At 43.5% G+C, this 23091-nt stretch carries 25 protein-coding genes and 3 pseudogenes; 18 read left to right on the top strand and 10 right to left on the bottom strand.

The window, feature by feature from the left end; all coding sequences use genetic code 11:
- Positions 1–75 precede the first annotated feature (75 nt).
- The 12 genes and pseudogenes from KTR07_RS28340 to KTR07_RS02025 form a co-directional block, all read left to right on the top strand.
- Positions 76–510 (top strand): annotated as a pseudogene (locus KTR07_RS28340) (conjugal transfer protein TraG); the annotation flags it as partial.
- Positions 511–530: 20 nt separating this feature from the next.
- The gene (locus KTR07_RS02075; RefSeq protein ID WP_118313746.1) at positions 531–1163 is read left to right on the top strand and encodes a DUF4141 domain-containing protein; all 633 of its coding nucleotides are present in this window, start codon (positions 531–533) and stop codon (positions 1161–1163) included.
- A 24-nt stretch (positions 1164–1187) separates the two neighbouring features.
- Positions 1188–2207: a conjugative transposon protein TraJ gene (gene traJ, locus KTR07_RS02070; protein WP_118313745.1), complete on the top strand. Its 1020-nt coding sequence runs from the start codon at positions 1188–1190 to the stop codon at positions 2205–2207.
- A 30-nt stretch (positions 2208–2237) separates the two neighbouring features.
- Positions 2238–2861: pseudogene (gene traK / locus KTR07_RS02065) on the top strand (conjugative transposon protein TraK).
- Positions 2862–2873: 12 nt separating this feature from the next.
- A complete protein-coding gene (locus KTR07_RS02060; protein ID WP_087306417.1) occupies positions 2874–3134 on the top strand; it encodes a hypothetical protein in 261 nt (86 codons plus the stop codon).
- Positions 3134–3322, top strand: a complete 189-nt coding sequence (locus tag KTR07_RS02055) for a hypothetical protein (RefSeq protein WP_087306415.1) — start codon at positions 3134–3136, stop codon at positions 3320–3322. Before KTR07_RS02060 ends, KTR07_RS02055 begins: the two co-directional genes overlap by 1 nt.
- A complete protein-coding gene (gene traM, locus KTR07_RS02050; protein WP_087306413.1) occupies positions 3323–4438 on the top strand; it encodes a conjugative transposon protein TraM in 1116 nt (371 codons plus the stop codon).
- Positions 4439–4471: 33 nt separating this feature from the next.
- On the top strand, positions 4472–5371 hold the full coding sequence (traN, locus tag KTR07_RS02045; protein ID WP_087306411.1) for a conjugative transposon protein TraN: 900 nt from the start codon (positions 4472–4474) through the stop codon (positions 5369–5371).
- Positions 5372–5373: 2 nt separating this feature from the next.
- Positions 5374–5958, top strand: coding sequence for a conjugal transfer protein TraO (locus KTR07_RS02040; protein WP_087306409.1), 585 nt, complete (start codon positions 5374–5376; stop codon positions 5956–5958).
- Positions 5959–5968: 10 nt separating this feature from the next.
- Positions 5969–6457, top strand: a complete 489-nt coding sequence (locus tag KTR07_RS02035; protein ID WP_087306407.1) for a hypothetical protein — start codon at positions 5969–5971, stop codon at positions 6455–6457.
- 51 nt (positions 6458–6508) lie between these two features.
- Complete coding sequence (locus tag KTR07_RS02030; RefSeq protein WP_087306405.1) at positions 6509–6973, top strand: TraQ conjugal transfer family protein; 465 nt, start codon at positions 6509–6511, stop codon at positions 6971–6973.
- Between the two features lie 11 nt (positions 6974–6984).
- A complete protein-coding gene (locus KTR07_RS02025) occupies positions 6985–7470 on the top strand; it encodes a hypothetical protein (protein WP_087306403.1) in 486 nt (161 codons plus the stop codon).
- Positions 7471–7548: 78 nt separating this feature from the next.
- Here the strand turns inward: KTR07_RS02025 and KTR07_RS02020 are convergent, their stop codons facing one another.
- The 6 genes and pseudogenes from KTR07_RS02020 to KTR07_RS02000 all read right to left on the bottom strand — a co-directional run bounded on the left by KTR07_RS02020 (position 7549) and on the right by KTR07_RS02000 (position 10388).
- Entirely contained in the window at positions 7549–8322 is a 774-nt protein-coding gene (locus tag KTR07_RS02020) for a phage antirepressor KilAC domain-containing protein (protein WP_087306400.1), read from the bottom strand.
- 48 nt (positions 8323–8370) lie between these two features.
- A complete protein-coding gene (locus tag KTR07_RS28335) occupies positions 8371–9141 on the bottom strand; it encodes a hypothetical protein (protein WP_371737193.1) in 771 nt (256 codons plus the stop codon).
- Positions 9035–9490 (bottom strand): annotated as a pseudogene (locus KTR07_RS28330) (DNA cytosine methyltransferase); the annotation flags it as partial. The pseudogene KTR07_RS28330 and the gene KTR07_RS28335, both read right to left, overlap by 107 nt.
- Positions 9491–9589: 99 nt before the next feature.
- Positions 9590–9937 (bottom strand): hypothetical protein, encoded by a 348-nt coding sequence (locus KTR07_RS02010; protein WP_005680084.1) that lies wholly within the window; start codon positions 9935–9937, stop codon positions 9590–9592.
- Positions 9938–9949: 12 nt separating this feature from the next.
- Positions 9950–10270 carry a helix-turn-helix domain-containing protein gene (locus KTR07_RS02005; RefSeq protein WP_004308054.1) on the bottom strand — a complete coding sequence of 107 codons (321 nt, stop codon included), beginning with the start codon at positions 10268–10270 and terminating at the stop codon, positions 9950–9952.
- The gene (locus KTR07_RS02000) at positions 10251–10388 is read right to left on the bottom strand and encodes a hypothetical protein (protein ID WP_186337514.1); all 138 of its coding nucleotides are present in this window, start codon (positions 10386–10388) and stop codon (positions 10251–10253) included. The genes KTR07_RS02005 and KTR07_RS02000 overlap by 20 nt, the downstream gene beginning before the upstream one ends.
- Positions 10389–10773: 385 nt before the next feature.
- Between KTR07_RS02000 and KTR07_RS01995 the strand changes: the two genes are divergently transcribed.
- The gene (locus KTR07_RS01995) at positions 10774–11844 is read left to right on the top strand and encodes a ComEC/Rec2 family competence protein (protein WP_087306398.1); all 1071 of its coding nucleotides are present in this window, start codon (positions 10774–10776) and stop codon (positions 11842–11844) included.
- 357 nt (positions 11845–12201) lie between these two features.
- On the opposite strand, the gene KTR07_RS01990 is transcribed toward KTR07_RS01995, so the two are convergent.
- From KTR07_RS01990 to KTR07_RS01975, 4 genes are all read right to left on the bottom strand, one after another.
- A complete protein-coding gene (locus KTR07_RS01990) occupies positions 12202–13560 on the bottom strand; it encodes a transposase (RefSeq protein WP_118313744.1) in 1359 nt (452 codons plus the stop codon).
- A 165-nt stretch (positions 13561–13725) separates the two neighbouring features.
- Positions 13726–14994: a patatin-like phospholipase family protein gene (locus KTR07_RS01985; RefSeq protein ID WP_087306396.1), complete on the bottom strand. Its 1269-nt coding sequence runs from the start codon at positions 14992–14994 to the stop codon at positions 13726–13728.
- A gap of 9 nt (positions 14995–15003) precedes the next feature.
- On the bottom strand, positions 15004–17139 hold the full coding sequence (locus KTR07_RS01980) for a ThiF family adenylyltransferase (protein ID WP_087306394.1): 2136 nt from the start codon (positions 17137–17139) through the stop codon (positions 15004–15006).
- An 8-nt stretch (positions 17140–17147) separates the two neighbouring features.
- A complete protein-coding gene (locus KTR07_RS01975; protein ID WP_087306392.1) occupies positions 17148–18278 on the bottom strand; it encodes a hypothetical protein in 1131 nt (376 codons plus the stop codon).
- Between the two features lie 639 nt (positions 18279–18917).
- Here KTR07_RS01975 and KTR07_RS01970 point away from each other — a divergent pair.
- The 5 genes from KTR07_RS01970 (at position 18918) to KTR07_RS01950 (ending at position 23087) form a co-directional block, all read left to right on the top strand.
- Positions 18918–19661 carry a polyprenol monophosphomannose synthase gene (locus KTR07_RS01970; RefSeq protein WP_008760550.1) on the top strand — a complete coding sequence of 248 codons (744 nt, stop codon included), beginning with the start codon at positions 18918–18920 and terminating at the stop codon, positions 19659–19661.
- Entirely contained in the window at positions 19658–20995 is a 1338-nt protein-coding gene (locus KTR07_RS01965) for a dihydroorotase (RefSeq protein ID WP_117981217.1), read from the top strand. The genes KTR07_RS01970 and KTR07_RS01965 overlap by 4 nt, the downstream gene beginning before the upstream one ends.
- 25 nt (positions 20996–21020) lie before the next feature.
- Positions 21021–21923: a vitamin B12 dependent-methionine synthase activation domain-containing protein gene (locus KTR07_RS01960; protein WP_008760548.1), complete on the top strand. Its 903-nt coding sequence runs from the start codon at positions 21021–21023 to the stop codon at positions 21921–21923.
- Between the two features lie 69 nt (positions 21924–21992).
- Entirely contained in the window at positions 21993–22502 is a 510-nt protein-coding gene (locus tag KTR07_RS01955) for an RNA polymerase sigma factor (RefSeq protein WP_008760547.1), read from the top strand.
- Between the two features lie 6 nt (positions 22503–22508).
- Complete coding sequence (locus KTR07_RS01950; protein WP_008760546.1) at positions 22509–23087, top strand: membrane protein; 579 nt, start codon at positions 22509–22511, stop codon at positions 23085–23087.
- Positions 23088–23091 lie beyond the last annotated feature (4 nt).

Raw genomic sequence — 23091 nt, 5'->3', positions numbered from 1 at the left:
GAGGTGTAAGTCCGGTTCGGGGGCGAGCATTTGGAAACCTACCATAGAAATATGATAAGGCGCTGGGTGCTTAGCCTACACAAAACGGTTAGAAAGTATTTTGGTGAGGCCGTTGTCGTCACTCAAGAACTGGACGATATTGTATCAAGTCCCATTATTAAAGACACCATCATCAACAATGCCGATTGCAAGATTCTGCTGGATCAGCGAAAGTATATTAACAAGTTTGACTCCGTACAGTCCCTGCTCGGATTGACCGACAAAGAGAAAGGGCAGATATTGTCTATCAATCAGTCCAACGATCCGGCACGGAAGTATAAGGAAGTTTGAATAGGCTTGGGAGGTGTCCAGTCCGCTGTCTATGCCACAGAAACCTCTGTCGAGGAGTATCTCACCTATACCACGGAAGAAACCGAAAAGTTGGAAGTCACACAAATGACTGAGAAGCTGGGCGGCAATATGGAGCAGGCTATCCGTGTGCTGGCTAAAGAGAAGAAAAAGAAAAAATAAACGATTAAAATCAAGAAGCAATGAGAAAGAGAATTTTAAGCATGTTGTTTGTCCTGTCGGCCTTTATAGTACCGGCAAGCGTACAGGCACAGTGGGTGGTGTCCGATCCGGGCAACCTCGTCCAGGGTATCGTGAACAGTGTCAACGAAATAGTGGAGACCTCGGAAACGGCGCAGAATGCTCTCTCCACATGGAAGGAAACCTCAAAGATTTTCGAGCAGGGGCGTGAGTATTACAACAAGCTGCGCAAGGTGAACGACCTGATCAGCGGTAGCGAGAAAGTCAAGGAGTCCGTCCTGATGCTCGGTAATATCTCCGAGATTTACGTGAACAATTTCGGCAAGATGCTGGCCGACAAGAATTTCAGCCAGCGGGAGCTGAATGCGATAGCTGCCGGTTATAACACGATCATGAAGAAGAGCAGCCGCAGCATTACCGAGCTGAAGAATATCATCAATCCCACCGGCATGTCCATGAACGACAAGGAACGCATCGACCTGGTGAACCGGGTATATAGGGAAATGGTACATTATAGAGAATTGGCCAATTACTACACCCGCAAGAACCTGCATGTGTCCTATCTGCGTGCCAAGGAGAAAAACGAGCAGCAACAGGTATTCGACCTGTACGGAAAAGATGAGCGTTACTGGTAATCATTCAATTAAAAGCAGAATAGTATGTTGTTAATGTCTATTTCATTTGAAAATATGCACCGGATTCTTCGGGACCTGTATGATACGATGACCAAACTCTGCCATCCGATGATGGACATGGCGATGGCACTCGCTGCCCTGGGAGCCCTCTTCTACATCGCCTACCGTGTCTGGCAGTCGCTCTCCCGTGCCGAACCTATCGATGTCTTTTCAATGCTCCGACCTTTCGTATTGGGCATGTGTATCCTCTTCTTCGACGTGATGGTGCTGGGTACTCTCAATGGCATCTTCAGCCCTATAGTCCAGGGAACCGGAATGCTGCTCCGTGACCAGACATTTGACTTGCAGAAGTACCAGCAGGAGAAGGATAAGCTCCGTGCGGACATGATGGCAAAGACGATGATGACCGGGCGTGTCTTCGCTTCCAATGAGGAGCTGGACGCGGAACTGGACAACATGGGCTGGAGCGAGGAGGAGCATACGGCCTTGCAGACCATGTATGAGGTTTCATATGCCTTCTCCCTGCAAGGCATTGTCCAGATGGTCATGCGCAAATTGCTGGAGATTCTCTTCCAGTCCGCTTCGCTGGTCATCGACACGATCCGTACCTTTTTCTTGATCGTCCTGAGCATTTTGGGGCCGATAGCCTTTGCCCTGAGTGTTTTTGACGGGCTGCAGAATACGCTTATCCAATGGCTGGCACGCTATATCAGTGTTTATCTCTGGTTGCCGGTATCAGACCTTTTCGGGGCGATGCTTGCCAAGATACAGACGCTTATCCTGCAGGAAGAGATGAACCTGATGGCCGATCCGATGAGTATCATCGATGTGGACGGTTCGTCGGCCATTTATCTGATATTCATGGTGATAGGCATTATCGGATATTTTTGTGTGCCGACGGTTTCGAACTGGATCGTCCAGGCGGGAGGCATGAGCTCCTATAACCGGAATGTCAACAACACGGCATCCAAGGTGAGCAATGTAGCCGGTGCTGCGGCGGGTGCTTCGACGGGGAATGTCGGTGCGGTCCTGCTAAAGAAATAAAGTTGAAGATAAACTGATAAAAGTAGAATTATGGAATTTAAAAGTTTTAAAAACATCGAATCCTCGTTCAGGCAGATCCGCCTGTTCACGTTGGTCTTTCTGGGTATTTGTGCCTCGCTGACTACGTATGCCATCTGAAAGTCCTACCTCTTTGCGGATCAGCAGCGGGAGAAGGTCTACGTACTGGATCAGGGCAAGTCACTTATGGTGGCGTTATCCCAGGATGCGGCATTGAACCGTCCGGTGGAGGCCCGAGAACATGTGCGCCGCATGCATGAACTGTTCTTTACGCTGGCTCCTGATAAGGCCGCTATCGAATCCAATATCAACCGGGCCATGTATCTGGCGGACAAGAGTCTTTATAGTTATTACCGGGATTGGAACGAGAAAGGCTATTATAACAGGCTGATCAGTGGCAATATTAACCAGACCGTTCTGGTAGACAGCATGCAGTGCGACTTCGATAACTATCCGTACCGGATCACCACCTTTGCCCGGCAGATGATTATCCGAAACAGCAATATCACCGAGCGTTCCCTGGTCACCCGTTGCTTCCTGCAGAGTACGGTCAGGTCGGATAATAATCCGCAAGGTTTCATGGCGGAACGCTTTGAGATTTTGGAAAACAGGGATATAAGGACCGTTGAACGCTAATATAATAAGGTAATGAAAAGTAGAAAGATAAAAGCAGAGATCAGCGAAAAGCTGAAGAACGCCTGCGAAGAACTGTCTGAAAAAGAGCGTAAGGAAGTGATTGTGGGCATGCTGGTTATCAGTACCGTTCTATGCGGCATCACGGTAACACGCGCTTTCGGGCGTTTTCTCTCTCACGGCACGCAAAAGGAGTTGCCGTTTGTCCATCCGGTGGACTTCCTCCACCGGGCGGATAAAGACAGTATAATGTATCACCCTAAAACCCACGAGTAATGGAAGATAAAGATTTGGAAAAGCCCGAAGCGGCAGAAGAAACAGAGGTACAGCCGGAAAACGGCAGAGCCTTTAAGGAAGAACCGGAAAAAGAGAAGAAGGAACTCACGCCGGAAGAGATGGAAAAAAGAAGGAAGTTCATTGTGATTCCGGCTTTTGTGCTGGTCTTCCTGGGAGTCATGTACTGAATATTTGCCCCCACCGGCAAGGAAAACGGAACGGAAGCTCCCGGAAATTCAGGATTCAATGTGAACGTGCCGGAGCCTACCACTGCCAAACTTGTAGATAAGAAGACCGCTGCTTATGAAAAGCAACAGGCGGAAGTAGAGGAAGAAAGCCGGATGAAATCGCTGGAGCAGCTTGCCGGGACACTGATGAATAATGGAAAATCATCCGATACCGGTGAAAAAGAAAAGGACGGAGACCGGTTGCAACAGTCCGTCAATACCTACGAGCAAATCTCCAGACAGCTGGATGACTTCTATGAGACTCCCAAAGAGACAGCAAACAGTGATTTGGAAAGAAAAGTGGACGAACTGAACAAAAAGCTGGAAAAGGCGGAAAAGGAAAAGAACAAGGCGGCTACCCGTGAGGAACTGATGGAGCGTTCCTACAAGATGGCGGCAAAGTATCTGAATCCGGACAAGGATACTATTCAGCAAAAGGTAGACGAAGAAGAACTGCCGGAAGTTGTTCCGGTTCAGCGGGCGGAGCACCAGACGACCTCCGGCCTTTCACAGTCGGTTACGGATTCCGCTTTTGTAGCTTCGCTTACTGTCGAGAGGAATTACGGCTTCAATACTGCTGTCGGGAGCAGCTACCAAATGGGGACGAATACCATCGCCGCCTGCATCTCGGAGAGCCAGACCATTGAACAGGGAGGCAGGGTAAAACTCCGGTTGCTGCAACCTCTGCAGGCAGGAAGTATTACCGTTCCGGAGAACAGTCTGGTAACGGGTGCGGCGGTCATTCAGGGAGAGCGTCTGGATATCCTGATCAGCAGCATCGAGTATGCGGGGAATATCATCCCCGTGCAGTTGGCGACTTACGATATCGACGGGCAGAAAGGCATTTTCGTTCCCGGATCGGAAACTCGCAATGCGGCAAAGGATGCGGCAGGGACGGTCAGCGAGAGTATGGGAAACAGCGTATCATTTGCACGTTCTGCCGGACAGCAGGTGGTCATGGACCTGACGCGCGGAGTCATGCAGGGCGGCACGCGGTTGATTGCCGGACGGGTTCGTGCGGTCAAGGTGACGCTGAAAGCCGGATATAAGGTGCTGCTGGTCACAAAGAAACAATAACGGAGTATTCACTTTAATAAAAAAGATAAGACAATGAAAGTATTTATAGCATTATTGATGGCTGTTCTGGCCTCGGTATCCGGTTTCGCACAGGAAAAAACACCGCCAAATCCCGTCAGGATTCTGACGGATAACCAGCATATCACTCCTTATAAGATAGAGGTCACTTTCGGTAAGACGGTGCATATCCTTTTCCCTTCGGAAGTGCGTTACGTGGACCTGGGAAGTAACAATATCATCGCAGGTAAAGCTGACGGGGTCGAGAATGTGGTGCGTGTCAAGGCAGCGGTGAAGGAGTTTCCGGGCGAGACGAACTTCTCGGTTATTACTGGCGACGGCTCTTTCTTCTCCTTCAATGTCGTTTATAAGGAGGAGCCTTCCACGCTGAATATCAATATGGACCAGTGGATGAACCCGGACGAGGGAGAAAAGAAGGGAGGCAGTTCCATCCGTGTCACGGAACTGGGTGAGGAAGATCCGATGGTCATTGCCAGCGTGATGTACACCATCCACCGGCTGGACCGCAGGGCCGTGAAGCATATCGGGTGCAGGCAGTTCGGGATGCAGGCTCTTTTGAAGGGCATTTATGTGCATAAGGACCTGATATTCTTCCATGTTTCCCTGACGAACAATTCCAATGTGCCTTTCGATGTGGATTTCGTGCGGTTTAAGATAGTGGATAAGAAGATAGCCAAAAGGACGGCCCGACAGGAAACTTATATTGAACCGGTACGCACGCTCAATGCCCTGACACGCATCGAGGGAAAGAGCACGGGACGTATCGTGTATGCCTTCCCGAAGATTGTCATTCCTGATGACAAGTTGCTGGAAGTGGAAATTTACGAGAAAGGGGGAGGCCGTCACCAGCGGTTCTATATGGAGAACAGTGACCTGGTGGATGCGCGTATTGTGAATGAATTAATCGGTGAGTAATCATGAAAAGAGTTTTATTTATTATGTTATGCATTTGTCTGCCCTTTGCGGCAGGCGAATGCTTTGCCCAGCGTTACCTGCCGGGACAGAAAGGTATCCAGCTCACGTTAGGCGGTGTGGACGACTTCGGTTCGAATGTGAAGCATCTGCGTGGCAACTTTCAGCTCGGAGTGGCTCTGAGCCGGTATAACCGGAACCATTCCCGCTGGCTGTTCGGGGCGGATTATGTGAAGAAGCACTATTCCTACAAGGACATTGCGATTCCCAAAGCGCAGTTTACCGGAGAGGTAGGCTATTTCGTGCCGTTCTTCTCGGACCGTGGCAGGAACGTGTTCTTCTCTGCCGGTCTTTCCGCTCTGGCGGGTTATGAGACGACCAACTGGAACTGCAAGCTGCTCTATGACGGGGCGACTTTAAAGAATGACGGATGCTTCATTTATGGTTTTGCCCCGGCTTTCGAGATGGAGGCGTTCCTTTCCGACAGGCTGGTTTTTCTTTTCAATGTCCGCCAGAGGATATTCTTCGGATCATCCGTGGGGAATTTCCACACGGCGGTAGCTGTCGGTGTCAAGTACATTTTTAATTAGCGGCAATAGTATGGAACAAGGCAATTGGAACGTGGATGAGATGCTTCATTGGCTGGATATGAAAATAAACCGGGAAGACCGGGACATACGTGAACAAAGCAAGAAGATAAATGGGAATTTCCTGCACTTTTTCGAATGGAATGCGGAGAGCCTGTATAAGTCTCATTTTATGTCCGGGTGTTATAAGATACTCCGGCAGGCGGTGGACGGGGCAAAGGACATGGATACGGTTCGGAATATTGTTGAGGACAACATTGCTTACTGTGAGAGCAAACTGTTGAACGGTCAGGTGGATTGTAACAGTTCCAGCCGGACAACGAATGTTGCCCATTTCCTGAAGTTGGAGTGTATGCAGCAGTTGGTTAGGGATTACCGGGAATTCGCGAATATCCTTGCGCAAACGCCTCCCGAAGAGAATTTGCAACAGACGGCTAATAAAACAGAAAAGAAGAGAGAAGAGCCGCCTGAAAGAAAGATAAAAACGGGCATCAGGCGTTAGCAGACAACGGACTCAATCAAGTAAATTATTCATTTAGTAATACGTAAAATCATGAAGATTAAATTAATAATAAGTGGTATCATGCTCACATTGCTTTGCCTGCTGGGTGGCTGTGATGATAAATTGGAAGTGCAGCAGGCATACGATTTCTCGCTAACGTCCTGGTATCTCCAGAAGACTATTTCCCCGGATGAGACCGTGGAGATTCGTCTGACACTCAATCGTAGCGGAAACTATGAGGGAACCGGTTATCAAATCGGTTATATACAAATGGAGGGCAGCGGCAAGGTGTACGACAAGAAGAAGGTCTATCTGGTGAACCGGGAGATGCAACCGTTGGATTCGATAGCGGAGTTAGACAGCAGCGATCCCTGCCGCCAGGTATTCACACTCTTCTATCATAATCGAAGCAGTAAGAATGCGGAGATTAAACTCGTGGCAACGGATAATTTCCATCAGGAAAGGGAATTGGATATCTCCTTTCAGAGTGAAATTGAAACGGATACGGAACTATAAATCAGACAACGATGGATAAAAGTGATTTAAGAATCGAACAGTTGCAGCAATATCTTGACAAGAAGAAAGGTGTTGTAGAAAGCAATATAAAAAAGTATAGCGCGCAACTGGCAAGCAACTATCTTCATTTCTTTGGTTGGCATGCCGATGACTTGTATAAGGCCTGTTATATGGATAAATATTATAAGGCTATTCAAGAGGCGATTGATACCGCTGAAACGCCGAAGGACATTGAAGGCTATTTGAAGCGTCGTACCCTGTATGTAGAAGAAGATCTCCTGAACGGTCCGCTTGTCAAGAAAAGTACCAACCCGATGTCGAATATGGCCCATTCCCTGGAGATGGAATGCAAACAGGAGTTACTGAAGGACCTCCGGTATTTAAACAGGCTTCTTCAGAGTGAGACTGTAAGTGAAAGAATAAGGCCGCAAGAAGCACCCCGACAAGAAATTGTGCCTGTGAAAGAAAAGAAGAAAACGGGACCACGGTTGAGATAGTATCAATTGAAAGCAATAAAAAAGCTACTGAATTTTTGTTTCAGTAGCTTTTTTATTTATCCCAGTCTTATATTCCGGCTATACCAGATAAGCCTCAAAAAGATAATGTATGAATAACCGGCCCTTTTCCGTCCAAACGGTCAACATGGCCGTGCCGGTTTCTCCTGTGCGGCTTTCCCATACATGGGTCCGGGTTGCCGTATAGCCTTGATTCTGATAAGGAGCTTTGAGCAGCCATTGACCGGATTGACGGAACTGGATGTCTGCCCATCGAAGCCGTTTGTTCAGCATACCGGCAGTCATTCCCAATTCTTTCGCTATCTGTGTGGTCGTGTAGGTGCTTTGGGATTGGAGGACTTTGTCATAATACTGAACTTTTGGGGCCTGTAGCTTGAGTTTCAGGATAGCATAGTTGTTCTCCTTCTCCAATGCTGAAATACGGCTGTCTCGCTCTTTTATACGGTTCTGTGCGAGCAATATGGCACGCGCAAGTAGTTCATTATCCGTTTCGCCATTCTTCTTAAGAAGATAGCCACCGTTCTTTAGTGTTTCGGGAACCAGTTCATCAAATATCCAGCTTTCGAATTTCTCAGCGGAAGGCAGCTTGCTACCGGCAATCAGCCGGTATACGTTCCCTTCGTTGATGTACTTGATTTTCTGGACGGCACTGCGTGTAGGGGTGTCGTAAACCACGACGCCCATTGGTTTACAATGTCTTACGACGGCATCTCTCGGATTGGAGTAGCCAAGTGCGGCGGCAACATCTGAGGCGCAGAACCATATTTTCCCGTCAATTTCCAGTGTCCGGATGCGTCCGAACTCAGGATGTTCAAATATTGATACTTTATTCATGACTGTTTAATTTATAGGTTTCTTCTATTGCTTTAAATATCTCGTAGACTACCTGGGGGACGATAGCGTTCCCATATCCTTTAATGGATGCCTGTCTTCACCGAGAAAAGGAGATACCGTCCAGTCGGGGGGGAAGCCCATCATCTCGGCTACAAACAGGGGATTCAGCTGGAAACTCTTTCCAGTCCGGGCGAAGAAATCGGGCAGGCTGTTCTTTTCCGGTATCCGGCCTCTCTTCTCCAGACTTTCCGGGCTTGCTGCGCCCTTCCAGTCCCTCGCTGTCGGAGTGGGCAGAAGCTCCGCCATCCTCCCAAGCCCTACACTCCAGACATGGCCTTTCTGATTGATCTTTCTCACCTTTCCTTTCGGTGTCACTATGATCTTGTCGTTTTTCCCCATTACCGCACCCACACCGGCATCGCTGGCTACTGGGGTGGGCAACAGCATCCCGTAAAAGTCCAGAAAGTCGCTCAATCCGTTGGGTTTCTTCTCCCCATTGAGCTGGCTGTACAGGGATGGAGCATAGGCCTGTTTCCATTTGTGAACCCTTTCCGGATGGTGTATCTCCGTAGCCAATGGAGTGGGAAGGAGTATTTCATGGATCATCTCCGGCAATCCCTGCTGGCGGCTGTTCGGTCCCCTGCGCTTGTAATCCTGGGCTGTCACGGTGGGCAATAAACCATATCCGGTCCCGGCGGTGGGGAGCTCCGACGGCACAAGCCGGTATAAGCACCGGCTGGACGGAATATCCTTCACGTTCAAGATCACGGCAAATGGTTTCAACAACATATTGCTGCCGTCTTTTAAATACAGGCTCACTCTCTCCGAATAGAGTGGACTGACTTCCCACTTCAGTCTCCTGGCCGGGCTGTACCATCGTGAGGATGCCAGCAACGTTCTCACCAATGACCCAATCGGGCCTGATCTCATGTATGGCCCTGAGCATATGAGGCCAGAGGTAACGGTTATCATCCGCTCCTTTTCTTTGGCCTGCGACAGAGAATGGTTGACAAGGAAAACCTCCTGTAAGGACATTGATTTTTCCTCTCCATTCTCTGAAATCTGTCGTTGTGACATCTGTATAACTTTTTGCATCTTTAAACCAGTAATTTAAAATGGTATTACAAAAATCGTCTATCTCACAATGGAAGGCATTCTGCCATCCCATTCATTCGGCAGCCAGGTCTGGGGCGCCGAATCCACTAAACAGAGAAGCGTGTACCAGACGCTTCCGCTGTTTCTTGTCTTGCTCTTCTTCTTTCATTGTTTATTCATTATTTAGAGGTTCGAGATTCATTACTTTTTTGTCGATCTTACGATAGACACTCCCCATCTCCAGCATATTCTCCAATCGGAGCAGGTCCGTGATTTCATAGACGGTCATCCCTTTCTGTGTCGTGAAGCGGATATATCCTTTCTGTCGCTGTATCTCCACTTCCTCGGGAGTCATGTGTAGGACTTCACAGATTTCCTGCAAGGTCAGGGTCAGGCTTACTTCCTTAACTGTGTAGATGTAGGTCAGGATGTTCAGCATCTGAAGACATTTGCGGTGTGATTTGACAAGTGATGCGAATTTGTTTCGTTCTATGACGATTACTTTAGCTTGATTTTCCATGTGAATTTTTATTTATGAGTTAATAGAATCGGATATGAAATCTTCGTTTAGACATTCTTCTCTCAGGAATTTATATACGTCAGAAGCCCAGAAGTAAATCTTGCCGCTGAGTTTGAAAAATGGGAGTTTGCCGGAATTACGCCAGCGGATCAGTGTCCGGTCGCATACTTTCAGCATCAGGCGCATATCCCGGCTGTCCAGCATTTGCTTGCCGTTGAAACTGGTTACTGCTTCCAGAGCCGTTTCCAGCTTGGCAATCAGTTTTCTTTGTTCCTCAAAGTTGTCCTTTATCATTGCTTTGAGTATCTCAATATCATTTCTGTTCTCTTCCATACAATATTCCTTTGTTCCAATGGGTTATTTTTCTTTCTTCGGTTGCAAAGTTTTCAAAATTGGGCATGAAAAAATAGGGCTGACGGTAACCGCCAGCCCCATATTTTTTTTCTAACATGTTTATTTTCAACGTTTATCGTTTGTCTTTTTTTCTATAACCGACTTGGATTAATAGGAAAAGAAGAGGGTTTATTTAACAGATAGATTGTAGAGAGAATATTTTCATGACTTAAAAGTTTCAGGAAGCATTTATTTCTAAATTCTTCTGCAAATTTCTTTTTTGCCAGTTGTTAGCTTAACTCCATATATTCCACATATAGATGCTCACCATATAACTCTTATCTTAAACTGTAAAATTCAGGTTTGCAACATACTGGTTATATTCTATATCCAATCTGAATAATTATAATGGCAGAATAGCAAGACAAAATGACATAAATTTATTTTTGCTATTTCCAGGAGAAGCTGTGGCATATTTTTTGTACATTATATAAAAAAGAAATATGAAAATCACAAAATACGAAATTGATATGTTGGATGTAAAGTCGGCAGATGCTTTCTTAATCCATTTTTATGATGATGATGACAACGACAAAGACTATATCATTCTTGTCGATGCAGGAAATTATAATAACGGACCAACAATCGCAAATTTTATCAAAAATCGTTATGGGAAAAAAAATATAGACCTTGCTATATGTTCCCACTGTGACAAGGATCATTTTGGAGGGTTTGTTTGGTTACTTGAGCAAATAAGAGACAATGCTCCTAATAGAATTAATATTTCTCATTTTTGGGTAGATGATCCAGCTGATCATGTCTCTTTAGGCATGGTTAAGAGAATTAGAACTCATGGTTCTTTAGTTGTAAAAGCGCGTTCTGTTTATGACCTTGGTGATAATAAAAATATGCTAGATATATTAGACGAATTAGGTAATAAAAAATTAATATGGACTGAACCTTTTTCTGATGCAGGCAAATATTCTGACAAACCATACAGTGTGGACGCATTCGATAATCACATTGAGGTACTGGGCCCTTCTGTGACATATTACGAGCAACTGGTTCCTGATTTTCGTAATGAATTGAAAAAAAAGGATTATACAACAGACGAAAATGAGGATGCATCTATTACCTTAATTGAGGGGAGAGTTTACAGCAAAACTTTAGATGATGCAGGTGATGATCCATCTAGTCATAATCAAAGTAGTGTTATATTTATTTTCAAACCGGATGATGGAAAAAAGTTCTTATTTATGGGGGATGCTGGTCGGGATGCAATTGATCATTTTTTTTATGAAGAAGATAAATATAAAATCAAAGGAATCTATTGGCTAAAAGTTCCTCATCATGGTAGTAAATATAATATGGATAATTGGATGATCGATCATTTAAGGCCTAAAAATGCTTTCATTTCAACCGAAAAGGTCGGGCATTATTTAAGCCAAGCTGTAGTCAATGCTTTAAAAAAATGTGATTGTAAGGTTTGTTCTACTCATAAACATGGTTCTGTATGGCATCATTGCGGCACTACATCAAGGGATGATTATTCATCTATAATCTCATTTTTATAAGATATCAGATGGATTGTTCAAGAATTAATAATGAGGCTAGCAATATTGTTAGCCTCATTTTCAATCCTTAATATCTAATATAAAAGTTGTAGATGAAGAAATCTGAAGTCAACTTGCTTTCAAATATCATTTCAATGGGATATTCAGTAAATGTCCCTCTTTCTTATAAATACAGAGATTAGTTCTCCTTTTCTTGAACTTTTCTCTGTATTTTTCTTGGTAAATTCTCGATTCTTCTATCTTTTTACAAGAATATTATTTACATATTATTGTTTTTTCTTCGCAACGCTGCGTTATGCACATACTTTTTTAGGTGAAGTTAAAAACCTCTCCTCTTCTGTTCTTATTTCAGTCTGATTATGCTGCCGTTCTTTTTTTCTTTTCAACCTTTTCTATCATACATACCGCGTTGGCCATATGTATTCCAAAGAAAATCCAAAGAATTTCCGTTTTTCTGTTTCTGGCTTTTATCCTAGCCAGTGAGTAATGTTGTTTCTGTGTACCAAAACTTCCTTCCAGACGGGTAGCTCTTTCACGGCTAAGTTCCGACCGTAAGATCTTCCGAAGCGGCTCATCTTTGGCCGCTCTGCCCTTACGCTTAAAGGAAGTACTTATATGATATTTTGTACAAAATTTCCGGTTGGCATTATTAGCATAGATTGAATCCGCTGCAATCGCCTTAACCCTAACCTTGATCAGTTGTTGTTGCAGATGAATACAGTCTTTTAAACGTACTCCTTCGTTAAAAGCCTTAAAGGAGATATGTTCTATAAAGGAGATTCCATCTATCTGTATATTGTTGACCTTGGCTCCGAATTCAACGGATTTGTTTTCCTTGCCTCTGATAATGGGGCGAAGGTAATGCCGGTCGATACTCACGATACGGTTAGGCACTTTTTTGCCTGCAAATAAATTCTTCCCTTGCTCAAGGACCGTCTGTATGACCGAGAAACGTCTTTGATAATCAGAGGATAGTGTAAGCCTGTGCCTGTAGGATGAATGAAGCTGCTCCAGCTGGTCCAGTAACTTTTCCAATAACTGAAGTAGTCTGCGTTTAACCATACGAGTCTGTGATTTCCTGCGTTTACGCAGTTTACTGTAAGCAAGGTAGGCACGGCTTACATCAAGATACTTGTTACGGGGACGTTGTATGTGCAATGTCCGGCAATGTTTGCACAGATGACGATGAAGCCATACAATACCTTCCCATAAGAGTTTGACATCAGTAGGGAAACGCAGATGACTTTCATAACAGGTGGCATCGGTCATACAGACATGAAGGTTCTCAAGATAAGGTTTCCAACGGTCAGCCAGAATAGGCTGGAGGGACTCAATATCAAGGCGATCTGTTAGTTCCTGACGAATTGCACTGACGATTTTAGGATTGGTCAGTGGATGAAGAGGATCAATCTGAACACCACAAAATAACTGGTAATGAATATTACCGTTTAAATGTTCAATCAGTTGTGAATCTGAAAAGTTAGTATAGGACTTCAAGACCATTAAGGCGATTTTACCTTCAGGAGAAAAATAACTTTTACGACCCAGACGAGATTCATGTAAATCCATCTGTTGAGCCAGTTCAGAGAAAGGAAAAAGAGAATGAAGACGCCCCAATTCACTCTTTTCAAAACTTTGACGATATTTTTCGAGAATATCAAATTCTGTAAAACCTAAAGTAGGTTCAATTTCTGAAATTTTTCGTATCTTTACCATGTGTTTTTATTTTTAATTACCCCCGTTTTAGTCGTCAAACTGTATTTACGGGGAAATGCTTAAAGATACAAAAAAGGCAACTAATTCGCAATGAAGTAGTTGCCTTATGTTTTTTATTTACTGAATATCCCTTCAATGAAAATGAAATAGTTATACGTATTGTTTCTAGTGTAATAAATGAGGTAGATATGTCTTAATTTGTAATTCTGTAAGCCATTCTGAATGAGCAGAAAGAGCATCTATTTTTCTTTTTGACAGTGGCGTAAGATTTGTACCCACAGATAGTGCTATCTCATGCAGTTCTTTTGAAGGTGCGCTATCAAGCAGTACCTGCCATCCTATAGATTTCTTAAAACATTCTTCAATTCGGAATTTTGCATTTTGATCATTCTTTTCTCTAAATGCAATAACATCATCTAAAGAAATTCTATGAGCCGATAATACTAACTCTGGGACATTTTCCTTTTTGATATTATCCATAAACCGATCTACCATTGAATTCCATTCTGACCATAGCAAAGAAACATAAGCGTAATATGCGGAGTTTTTCTTTGTGCGATTATAAATATTAGTTCGTATTTGAATGGTCCGGATTCTGTTCATTAGAATTTCTATCGATTGAAGCATTAAGCAGATAGTATTACGAACTCCCTTTATGTCAGGACGAGTATTTCCCGCATCACTAATTACCACATTCTCCACCCGATATAATTTATTGGTACTTTCTGTTAATATATAAGCCCCCTGATTGTCATATAAGCCGCCATCAACAAGTAATGTATCCTTATATTTTCCTTCTTCATAATATCGTTTAGCTATTTGAGTAGGTGAGAATATAGACGGCACACAAGTGGAGGATGCAACAGCGAAGGATATAGGAATTTCTTCTCCTTTAATGCTGCTTCGACCATTTTCTTTATAATCATATCCTCCCACATCTTGTTTTGAAAATGTAAAAAGACGTCCTGTCGCCACATTAGTAGAATTAATGCCGGCAATAGGCGAATCTGGTAAGTCTTTCAGTTTTTTCTTTCCGAAAAACAACCTGTCATAATATAAGGCGATCCACTTGCTACTTGGAATAAGATAGAATCCCCAATACAGCAACAAATACAAAAACAAACACCACCCACTTACAAAAATCCCCAACAATGCTGGGAGTAAAAAAACGATTGCGAGGTTTAATATAGCCCCCCAAAGTGAAGAATGTGCTAGACACTTACGGAAAGATTGCTCAATCTGTTCAAAGGGTTCGTCTTTATGCAACAAGTAAAATGCAGCAATAATAGACCCTCCCGATACGGAAGATATGACATCAACCTTTTCAAGCAAATCCATCTTATGAAGAGCCCGCAAAGTCCCCAAATGATAAGCTGCTGCTCTGTAGCCACCACCGGACAATGCCAATCCAATACGTTTTCCGTTTTTCCCCATACTTATTATTTATATTTTTGCATTTATATATATTCCATCATTACCAGAAATTGCTTGTACAAACGGTAAGTCTTCCTGTTCCAGCCAATCACTCATTTGCCGGAACTGTTCTTTATCAGTACTACTCGGTGCACAGTTTCCATTCGGGTGGGAGTGCCACTCTCCTAAATAAGCTACTTGATGGTATGTTTTCCTCGATATCTCATTCTTCACTTGAGAAAGCCCTTCACATCCTCGAATAAAAGAGGCAGGAGTAGATTGGCTATCACAAGGCGCCGGATGCATATACAAGACATAAATTATTCGTCGGTCTTTATCATAACAACCAAAAAGACAGCCACCTGTCTCTTTGTCGTGAGACTGCCTCTTTTGGTTTTCCATTTCATTTTGGACATCATTGGCGAGATATACCTGTATATCCTCGGATTTGTATTGTTTCCATTTCGAAATGTTTAAACTAATTTTACTGACCGTACTATCCTGCCCATCCACCCTCCAGATACACAAACTACAATCATCCCTTTTGGATGCTTTTTGTATTTGTTGTGAAGCGATACCTGCGAGAATACCTACGTTATCATAATCCAGAATGCTTGATATTGAACGGCAACTAAAACTATTTGTTCTTTGTTGGTCCGCTATTTCCAAATGTGATGACAATTCAGGCCGGATGATCAGATTTCGTTGATAACTCATTTCCAGCAAATCCAAGCGTTGTGTCCTTGCCTTATCCTCCATCAACATAACCAGCTCATTTCCCTTCGGATTCAAGAAGACAGTACAACAACGATATTTCTCACTATATGGTTCAAAAGCAATCTTTCGTTCTACAGCAACTGAAGTACTGGCATCAACAATCAAATCCGTATCTTTGTATATGCTCTTCTTATCATTTTCTGACAATCGAAGCATGTCTTCCTCAATCGCAGTAATTTTCTGGTCAATAATACCGCTATAATGATTCTCCAAAGCTTTTACCTTTGAATGCATCACCACATTCGGAGGCAATATATGGCGGGCTACATTGTGCGGCAATAAATAGTCAAAATCTAGAAATACTACCTCTTCACTTATGCCTTCACGCACAAAAGAGTCCAAGATATTAGAGCCAAGGGTGCCCGCACCTACCACAACTAACTTTTTGTAGAGGAGATCTTTGGCGTTAAAAAGAGCATTATATTGCCTCGCTACCGGCTCAACAGTGAAAATAATTTCTATCGGAATTTCATTAAACCACTTCTTGAAATTTTCTGGTGCAAGAATTCCATACTTATGCCTAATGTCCCTCGCCTTTGGTGTAATCCTTACAAGAAATAAATCTATACGCTCATCTTTACCTCTTGCCATCCTCTTTGAAGGTATATAAAGAAGTATCAATAGAGGCAACTGTGTCTTCCCAGCCACCGTTGAAACAAGCGTTTGTAGAATGGTATCAGGAACCGACTTTCCAATAACAGATGATATATCAGCCAATTCTCCAATAGTCTTAGGCAAACAAGCCATATTTTTGGAAACATTGCTGTTTGTTGGAATATTCACAATATAATGGGTTGCCTTGTTCTTACTGACAAACTCCAGTGTGGAGGTCAATTTTGATAATTCCGTATATAACCCATAACAAGTATCTACAGACTGGATATTCTTAAAAGTACATATCTTATTAAATTGAAAGAATACTTCCAAAGGTCGATCCTTTTCGTGTAACAGTCCCAAACTATTCCTGTTAAACCAATTTATGATATAATTGATATAATCATAAGCATTGAACTGGTGTCTGAAGTCTGAAAAAGGGACATCACTGATGCATAAGGATACAGGATGCTCAAAGGCTCTTGCGTTAGAATGTGGAAGGCCTACCGGAAAATCTTTTCGCAGTGCATAGACCTCTGGTAAACTGAGATCTTCTTTCGTACAAATAACGGCTACCTCCTCAACTTCCTGAATAGGATAAACCGGCTCATCTGGTATGCTGAGACGATGCAAAGTTAGAATAATAATTTCCGCATCTGCCGTATTGCGGCTACATGAATTCACTGTCACACAAGGGTGTAGCAAAGCCGCCTTATGTATTGCAATAGCACGTGGAAGCCTTAATTGACTTCCACGTATTTCACTGCCTTTTAGTACCTTATATTCTCTATACATTTTATCTGTTATTTACCGGCTCTAGGTGCCGGGCGCGAAATAATAGTGTCACCGGCGGCCACAGGAATAGTTTCATGTCGTTTTCCTGTTTCAGCAATTTTAAAGACAATAGGCTGCGATATACTTCCTTTAAGATGGTCTGTTGCAGTATTTAAGAAATTGTCTTTGTTGCCAAGCCGTTTCTTATACTCCGTTTGGGCCTGATAACAAGGAGGATTTTTGCCATCATTCATAATCGCGTTGGAAGAGGCAACCACATAAGCTCTGCTACCCAGTTGCTTCTTCATTATTTCATCAGCGGAAGGCATGACCTTTTCCTTGTCTGAAGAATCATTGAAGAACGTCCACGAACAATGATGGGGTGCCAAGAAAATATCCCATTTCAAATGTTCGTCATCTATATTGTTATCGAGAATATGCTGCCAAATTTCATGTTCCGCATCCCCGCCCATTAATACACGGCATTTAAAACTAGTACAAGATGAGATTTTGAACCCGAACTGAACAACTATAGATGTCGCATTCTTATCATCAGCTTCTTTACAGACAGTGATATCCTCCTTGAAAGGAGCATGAATAAAGATTTCCAACCATTCGAGTGGCTTTCCGTTTGCCGATAGAACCGTCTTACCTGGAACATATCCGTAACGGCTATCAAATTCTTTATTTTTATCATATCCCACTATGCGGAGGTAATTGCCGTATCCACCATTATAGCTTCTATCACGATCATAAATTTCCCGACGACGTTTGGCTTCTCTTCTGATATCCTCAGCACAATCAGCTAATACGTTGCCGACACCTCGCGGCGTAACCCATAATTCCCCGATTATGATTTTATTCTTATCTCTTTCCTTATTGTATTCACTGGGGGCACCATGAAAGAAGTTCGTACCAAAGCCGTCACAATGGTCTTTGTGAGGATGTGTATTAATAAACAAATCTACAAAAGGGCGACCTTCGATGTCCTTTTTAAGCTCGTTCAACAAATCTCTTTTTACATCAAAATAGATCTGTTTACCATTGTCCATAAGATTGTCTTTTATTTGGCAATCAATAATAATCGTCTTACCGTTACTCAATTTTATTAAAGTACAATCTGCATTACCGACAGGATAAAATTTAATCGTGTGTTCCATATTTGTTAGAAATAAGAATTATTAAAAAATAAATAATGCCATAATAATCATCTAAAGTATTTATCAAATATTCTAAATGTACATTATGACCTCACAAATACTATCTTATTAAAAGACGAACAAATATTATGCCAATATTCGTATAATTCTATTTTCCTTTATATAAAATGGGATTTATGACATTATGACCGTTTTTAATAATTCTATTTCATAAGACTATTACCTTCATTCCAATACTCTTAGTTATTATTCCTCTTGAAAAAAATGTAGACCGGGAATTAGTGTAGCGAGAGATAAATAGCAAGAAAGGGTTGGCTATTAATAGCCAGCCCATCTCTAAATATACTTAGATTAACTTGTAAACATCAAAAACATTGCTTACCTTTGCGTTAGAGAGATATTTGAAATTATGCAGAGCAATGCAATGTGTAGCTGGACTTTCACTACTATATCGTTACCTGCATCTTTATAAAAACACTTTTAATCGCTGATTTATAAAAGATTAAAACGAACTACACTCTTTTATGTAGTGAAACCAATAGTTTCACACCGGGGAACAAATACAAACGCGTTAAATTATCCTTAGTCCCTCTATAACTAAAGGAAAAGCGCTACATTTGTCTTAAAAATAGGACTTCTATGCAATTATCAGATAGCATCGTTATTATCCCGACCTATAATGAACGGGAGAACATAGAAAATATTATCCGTGCCGTTTTCGGTTTAGACAAGGTATTCCATATACTGGTTATAGAAGACGGATCTCCGGACGGCACTGCAAGCATTGTGAAAACTTTGCAACAGGAATTCCCCGAACGCCTCTTTATGATCGAGCGCAAAGGGAAGTTAGGATTGGGTACTGCTTACATCGCAGGATTCAAGTGGGCGTTGGAGCACGCATACGAATATATCTTCGAGATGGATGCCGATTTCAGCCATAACCCGAATGATCTGCCCCGTTTGTACGCAGCTTGTGCAAAAGAAGGAGGAGACGTATCTGTCGGCTCCCGTTATGTAAGTGGTGTGAATGTAGTCAACTGGCCGATGGGACGGGTGCTGATGTCTTATTTTGCCTCCAAGTACGTCCGCTTCATTACCGGTATTCCGGTGCATGATACGACTGCCGGATTTGTATGCTACCGCCGTCAGGTACTGGAAACAATCGATCTGGACCATGTTCGCTTCAAAGGATATGCTTTTCAGATCGAGATGAAGTTCACTGCTTACAAATGCGGATTCAAAATCATAGAAGTCCCCGTCATCTTCATTAACCGTGAGTTGGGAACTTCCAAGATGAACAGCAGTATCTTTGGAGAAGCCATATTCGGAGTGATCAAGTTAAAAATAAATAGTTGGTTCCATAAATTCCCGCAAAAGAAATGAAACGTATACTGATAAAAAACGCCGTAATTGTCAACGAAGGAAGAAAAGTTCCGGGATCTGTTGTTATTGAAGGTGAGAAGATTGCTGAGATCTTAGTTGACAGACAAGAGGCTGCCATGCCTTGTGACGAAACGATTGACGCATCCGGCTGTTATCTTTTGCCGGGGGCTATTGACGAGCACGTACATTTCCGCGATCCGGGGCTGACTCATAAAGCAGATATCACAACGGAAAGCCATGCCGCGGCAGCCGGAGGAGTTACCTCGATCATGGATATGCCGAACACAAATCCTCAGACCACAACTTTGGAGGCGCTGAATGACAAACTGGCTTTGCTGGCGGAAAAATCATCTGTCAACTTCTCCTGTTATTTCGGAGCGACTAACAATAATTATCCGTTATTCAGTCAGCTGGACAAAAACCGGGTATGTGGGGTGAAGTTATTTATGGGTTCCAGTACGGGAAATATGCTGGTAGACCGGATGGCAAGTCTGCGCAATATCTTCGGAGGTACGGATTTACTGATTGCAGCACACTGTGAAGATCAGGGAATCATCAAAGAGAATACGGATAAATATAAAAAAGAATACGGTGACGATGTACCTTTGTCACTTCATCCGGTCATCCGCTCGGAAGAGGCTTGCTACCGTTCTTCCGCTTTGGCGGTACAATTGGCACGCGAGACCAATGCGCGTCTGCATATTATGCATATTTCTACTGCCAAAGAACTGAGTTTATTCTCCAAAGCACCTTTGGCAGAGAAACGTATTACTGCCGAAGCGTGTGTGTCTCATCTAATTTTTACCGAAGAAGATTATCAGACCTTAGGAGCGCGCATCAAATGTAATCCTGCCATCAAAACGGCAGAAGACCGGAAGGCTTTGCAGGAGGCAGTCAACAGCGGTCTGATCGACGCTATTGCGACCGACCATGCTCCGCACTCCTTGAGCGAAAAAGAAGGAGGTGCATTAAAAGCCATGTCCGGCATGCCGACCATACAATTCTCTTTGGTTAGTATGCTCGAATTGGCAGACAAAGGCGCTTTCAGCATCGAAAAGGTAGTAGAGAAGATGTCTCATGCTCCTGCACAAATGTATGAGATACGTAATCGCGGATTTATCCGGAAAGGATATCAGGCGGATCTGGTTTTGGTTCGTCCCGACAGTGCGTGGACTGTTACCACAGACTGCATCCTGAGCAAATGTAAATGGAGCCCGCTGGAAGGTCATACTTTCCACTGGAAAGTAGAAAAAACATTTGTGAACGGTCATCTGTTATATGATAACGGAACCATTGACGAGAATTATCGTGGACAGGAGTTAAGATTCAGATAAACAGCAACTCGTCACTTATAAACATATGATTTTATCTTATAAGATACATAACGTCGCCCCCTACATCAATTGGATTTACTTTTTCCATGCATGGGGATTCCAACCTCGTTTCGCAGCGATCGCCAACATTCACGGTTGCGATGTCTGCCGTGCTTCGTGGCTGACTACTTTTCCGGAAGAAGACCGCAACAAGGCTTCCGAAGCTATGCAACTGTTTAAGGAGGCCAACCGGATGCTGGATTTACTTGACAGGGATTATGAAGTGAGAACTATCTTCAAACTTTGCAAAGCAAACTCGGACGGAGATAACCTGGTGATTGAAAAAGAAACCGGTCAATTCCTAGTTTTCCCTTTGCTCCGCCAGCAGACGCCTAAACGGGATGGAAGCCCGTTCCTTTGCCTGAGTGACTTTATCCGCCCTCTTTCTTCTGGCATTCCGGATACAATAGGTGCCTTTGCTTCTTGCATAGATGCAGATATGGAAGGCCTGTACGAGCAGGATCCCTACAAACATTTACTCGTCCAGACTCTTTCCGACCGTCTGGCAGAAGCTGCTACGGAAAAGATGCACGAATATGTACGCAAAGAAGCGTGGGGATACGCCAAAGATGAAAGTCTGTCAATGCCCGATCTGTTGGTCGAGAAATATCAAGGGATTCGCCCTGCCGTAGGCTACCCGTCCCTGCCCGATCAATCCATCAATTTCCTGTTGGACGAACTGCTGGATATGAAACAGATAGGCATCACACTGACCGAGAATGGTGCCATGTACCCTCATGCTTCGGTCTGCGGTCTGATGTTTGCCCATCCGGCTGCCGAATACTTCTCTGTCGGAAAGATAGGAGAAGACCAGCTCGAAGACTATGCCCGCCGTCGGGGAAAAAGTACGGAGGAAATGCGAAAATTCCTGGCTGCCAATCTGCAATAACTTTCGTTTACTTGTGATTTTTCTCCTTTTCGCACGACTAACTAACCAGAAAAGTAACCCATTTAATTCATGAGAGAACGAACAACAGAGGCAACCAACCCTATTGAACAGGAGTTCTTATCGGTCATCCGCGAATATGAACGGGTGATATACAAGGTATGTTACTTATATACCAATCCTAACGCCCCGCTCAATGACCTCTATCAGGATGTAATACTCAACCTCTGGAAAGCCTATCCCAAGTTCAGAAGAGAATGCAAAATGTCCACATGGATTTACCGCATCGCTCTGAACACGTGTATCAGCTTTTTCCGCAAAGAAAAGAATGTACCGGAAATCGTCACCCTCACCCGCGAAGCGGACTGGATGATAGAGGAACATGACCCGATCCACGAAATGCTGAGGCAACTTTATCAAATGATCAATCAGCTGGGACAACTCGACAAATCAATTATCCTGCTTTATCTTGAAGACAAAAGTTACGAAGATATTGCGGAGATCACCGGACTGACGGTGACCAATGTGGCTACCAAACTGAGCCGTATCAAAGACAAACTAAAAAAAATGAAAAAGGAGTAATCATATATGGAACTGGAAGAACTGAAAAAATCATGGAATGCCCTGGATGAGCACTTAAAAGACAAGGAGCTGATCAAAGAGGAAGAACTTGGCAAACTGATAGGACATGCAGACAAAGGTATCCATGCCATTGCCCGGCTGAATATCAAACTAATCCTGATTTCTTTGCCGGTATTGGTCTTATTCCTGCTGGAAGTCCTGTTGCACGGCAGACTGAATCCGATCTATATCATTATCATTCTATCGTGGATTCCCGCACTCTACTGGGACATCACCACCACCCGTTTTCTACAACAGACGAAAGTGGACGAAATGCCTCTGATAGAGGTGATCAGTCGTGTCAACCGCATCCACCGATGGATGATTCGGGAACGTCTGATTGCCACTGCTTTCCTCCTTATACTGGCGGTACTCTCATTTATTTATTGGCAGATATGGCAATATGGGATAGCCATCATTCTATTTTTTATCCTGCTTTGGGGAGCTGGCCTGGGGCTGATCTTGTGGATTTATCGCAAGAAATTCCTGAACCGTATTCAGGAAATCAAGAAGAACCTGGACGAACTTAAAATCATAGACAGTTGACCAG

This window comes from Bacteroides sp. MSK.20.82, from assembly GCF_019052485.1.
GTDB lineage: Bacteria > Bacteroidota > Bacteroidia > Bacteroidales > Bacteroidaceae > Bacteroides > Bacteroides thetaiotaomicron.
The sequence above is the reverse complement of the archived record's forward strand: the minus strand, read 5'-3'. Positions and strand labels throughout refer to the sequence as shown.

Bases quoted from the DNA above. Each gene is read 5' to 3' on its own strand.
- KTR07_RS02075 (WP_118313746.1), top strand. From the start codon at position 531: ATGAGAAAGAGAATTTTAAGCATGTTGTTTGTCCTGTCGGCCTTTATA.
- traJ (WP_118313745.1), top strand. From the start codon at position 1,188: ATGTTGTTAATGTCTATTTCATTTGAAAATATGCACCGGATTCTTCGG.
- KTR07_RS02060 (WP_087306417.1), top strand. From the start codon at position 2,874: ATGAAAAGTAGAAAGATAAAAGCAGAGATCAGCGAAAAGCTGAAGAAC.
- KTR07_RS02055 (WP_087306415.1), top strand. From the start codon at position 3,134: ATGGAAGATAAAGATTTGGAAAAGCCCGAAGCGGCAGAAGAAACAGAG.
- traN (WP_087306411.1), top strand. From the start codon at position 4,472: ATGAAAGTATTTATAGCATTATTGATGGCTGTTCTGGCCTCGGTATCC.
- KTR07_RS02040 (WP_087306409.1), top strand. From the start codon at position 5,374: ATGAAAAGAGTTTTATTTATTATGTTATGCATTTGTCTGCCCTTTGCG.
- KTR07_RS02035 (WP_087306407.1), top strand. From the start codon at position 5,969: ATGGAACAAGGCAATTGGAACGTGGATGAGATGCTTCATTGGCTGGAT.
- KTR07_RS02030 (WP_087306405.1), top strand. From the start codon at position 6,509: ATGAAGATTAAATTAATAATAAGTGGTATCATGCTCACATTGCTTTGC.
- KTR07_RS02025 (WP_087306403.1), top strand. From the start codon at position 6,985: ATGGATAAAAGTGATTTAAGAATCGAACAGTTGCAGCAATATCTTGAC.
- KTR07_RS02020 (WP_087306400.1), bottom strand. From the start codon at position 8,322: ATGAATAAAGTATCAATATTTGAACATCCTGAGTTCGGACGCATCCGG.
- KTR07_RS02010 (WP_005680084.1), bottom strand. From the start codon at position 9,937: ATGGAAAATCAAGCTAAAGTAATCGTCATAGAACGAAACAAATTCGCA.
- KTR07_RS02005 (WP_004308054.1), bottom strand. From the start codon at position 10,270: ATGGAAGAGAACAGAAATGATATTGAGATACTCAAAGCAATGATAAAG.
- KTR07_RS02000 (WP_186337514.1), bottom strand. From the start codon at position 10,388: ATGTTAGAAAAAAAATATGGGGCTGGCGGTTACCGTCAGCCCTATTTT.
- KTR07_RS01995 (WP_087306398.1), top strand. From the start codon at position 10,774: ATGAAAATCACAAAATACGAAATTGATATGTTGGATGTAAAGTCGGCA.
- KTR07_RS01990 (WP_118313744.1), bottom strand. From the start codon at position 13,560: ATGGTAAAGATACGAAAAATTTCAGAAATTGAACCTACTTTAGGTTTT.
- KTR07_RS01985 (WP_087306396.1), bottom strand. From the start codon at position 14,994: ATGGGGAAAAACGGAAAACGTATTGGATTGGCATTGTCCGGTGGTGGC.
- KTR07_RS01980 (WP_087306394.1), bottom strand. From the start codon at position 17,139: ATGTATAGAGAATATAAGGTACTAAAAGGCAGTGAAATACGTGGAAGT.
- KTR07_RS01975 (WP_087306392.1), bottom strand. From the start codon at position 18,278: ATGGAACACACGATTAAATTTTATCCTGTCGGTAATGCAGATTGTACT.
- KTR07_RS01970 (WP_008760550.1), top strand. From the start codon at position 18,918: ATGCAATTATCAGATAGCATCGTTATTATCCCGACCTATAATGAACGG.
- KTR07_RS01965 (WP_117981217.1), top strand. From the start codon at position 19,658: ATGAAACGTATACTGATAAAAAACGCCGTAATTGTCAACGAAGGAAGA.
- KTR07_RS01960 (WP_008760548.1), top strand. From the start codon at position 21,021: ATGATTTTATCTTATAAGATACATAACGTCGCCCCCTACATCAATTGG.
- KTR07_RS01955 (WP_008760547.1), top strand. From the start codon at position 21,993: ATGAGAGAACGAACAACAGAGGCAACCAACCCTATTGAACAGGAGTTC.
- KTR07_RS01950 (WP_008760546.1), top strand. From the start codon at position 22,509: ATGGAACTGGAAGAACTGAAAAAATCATGGAATGCCCTGGATGAGCAC.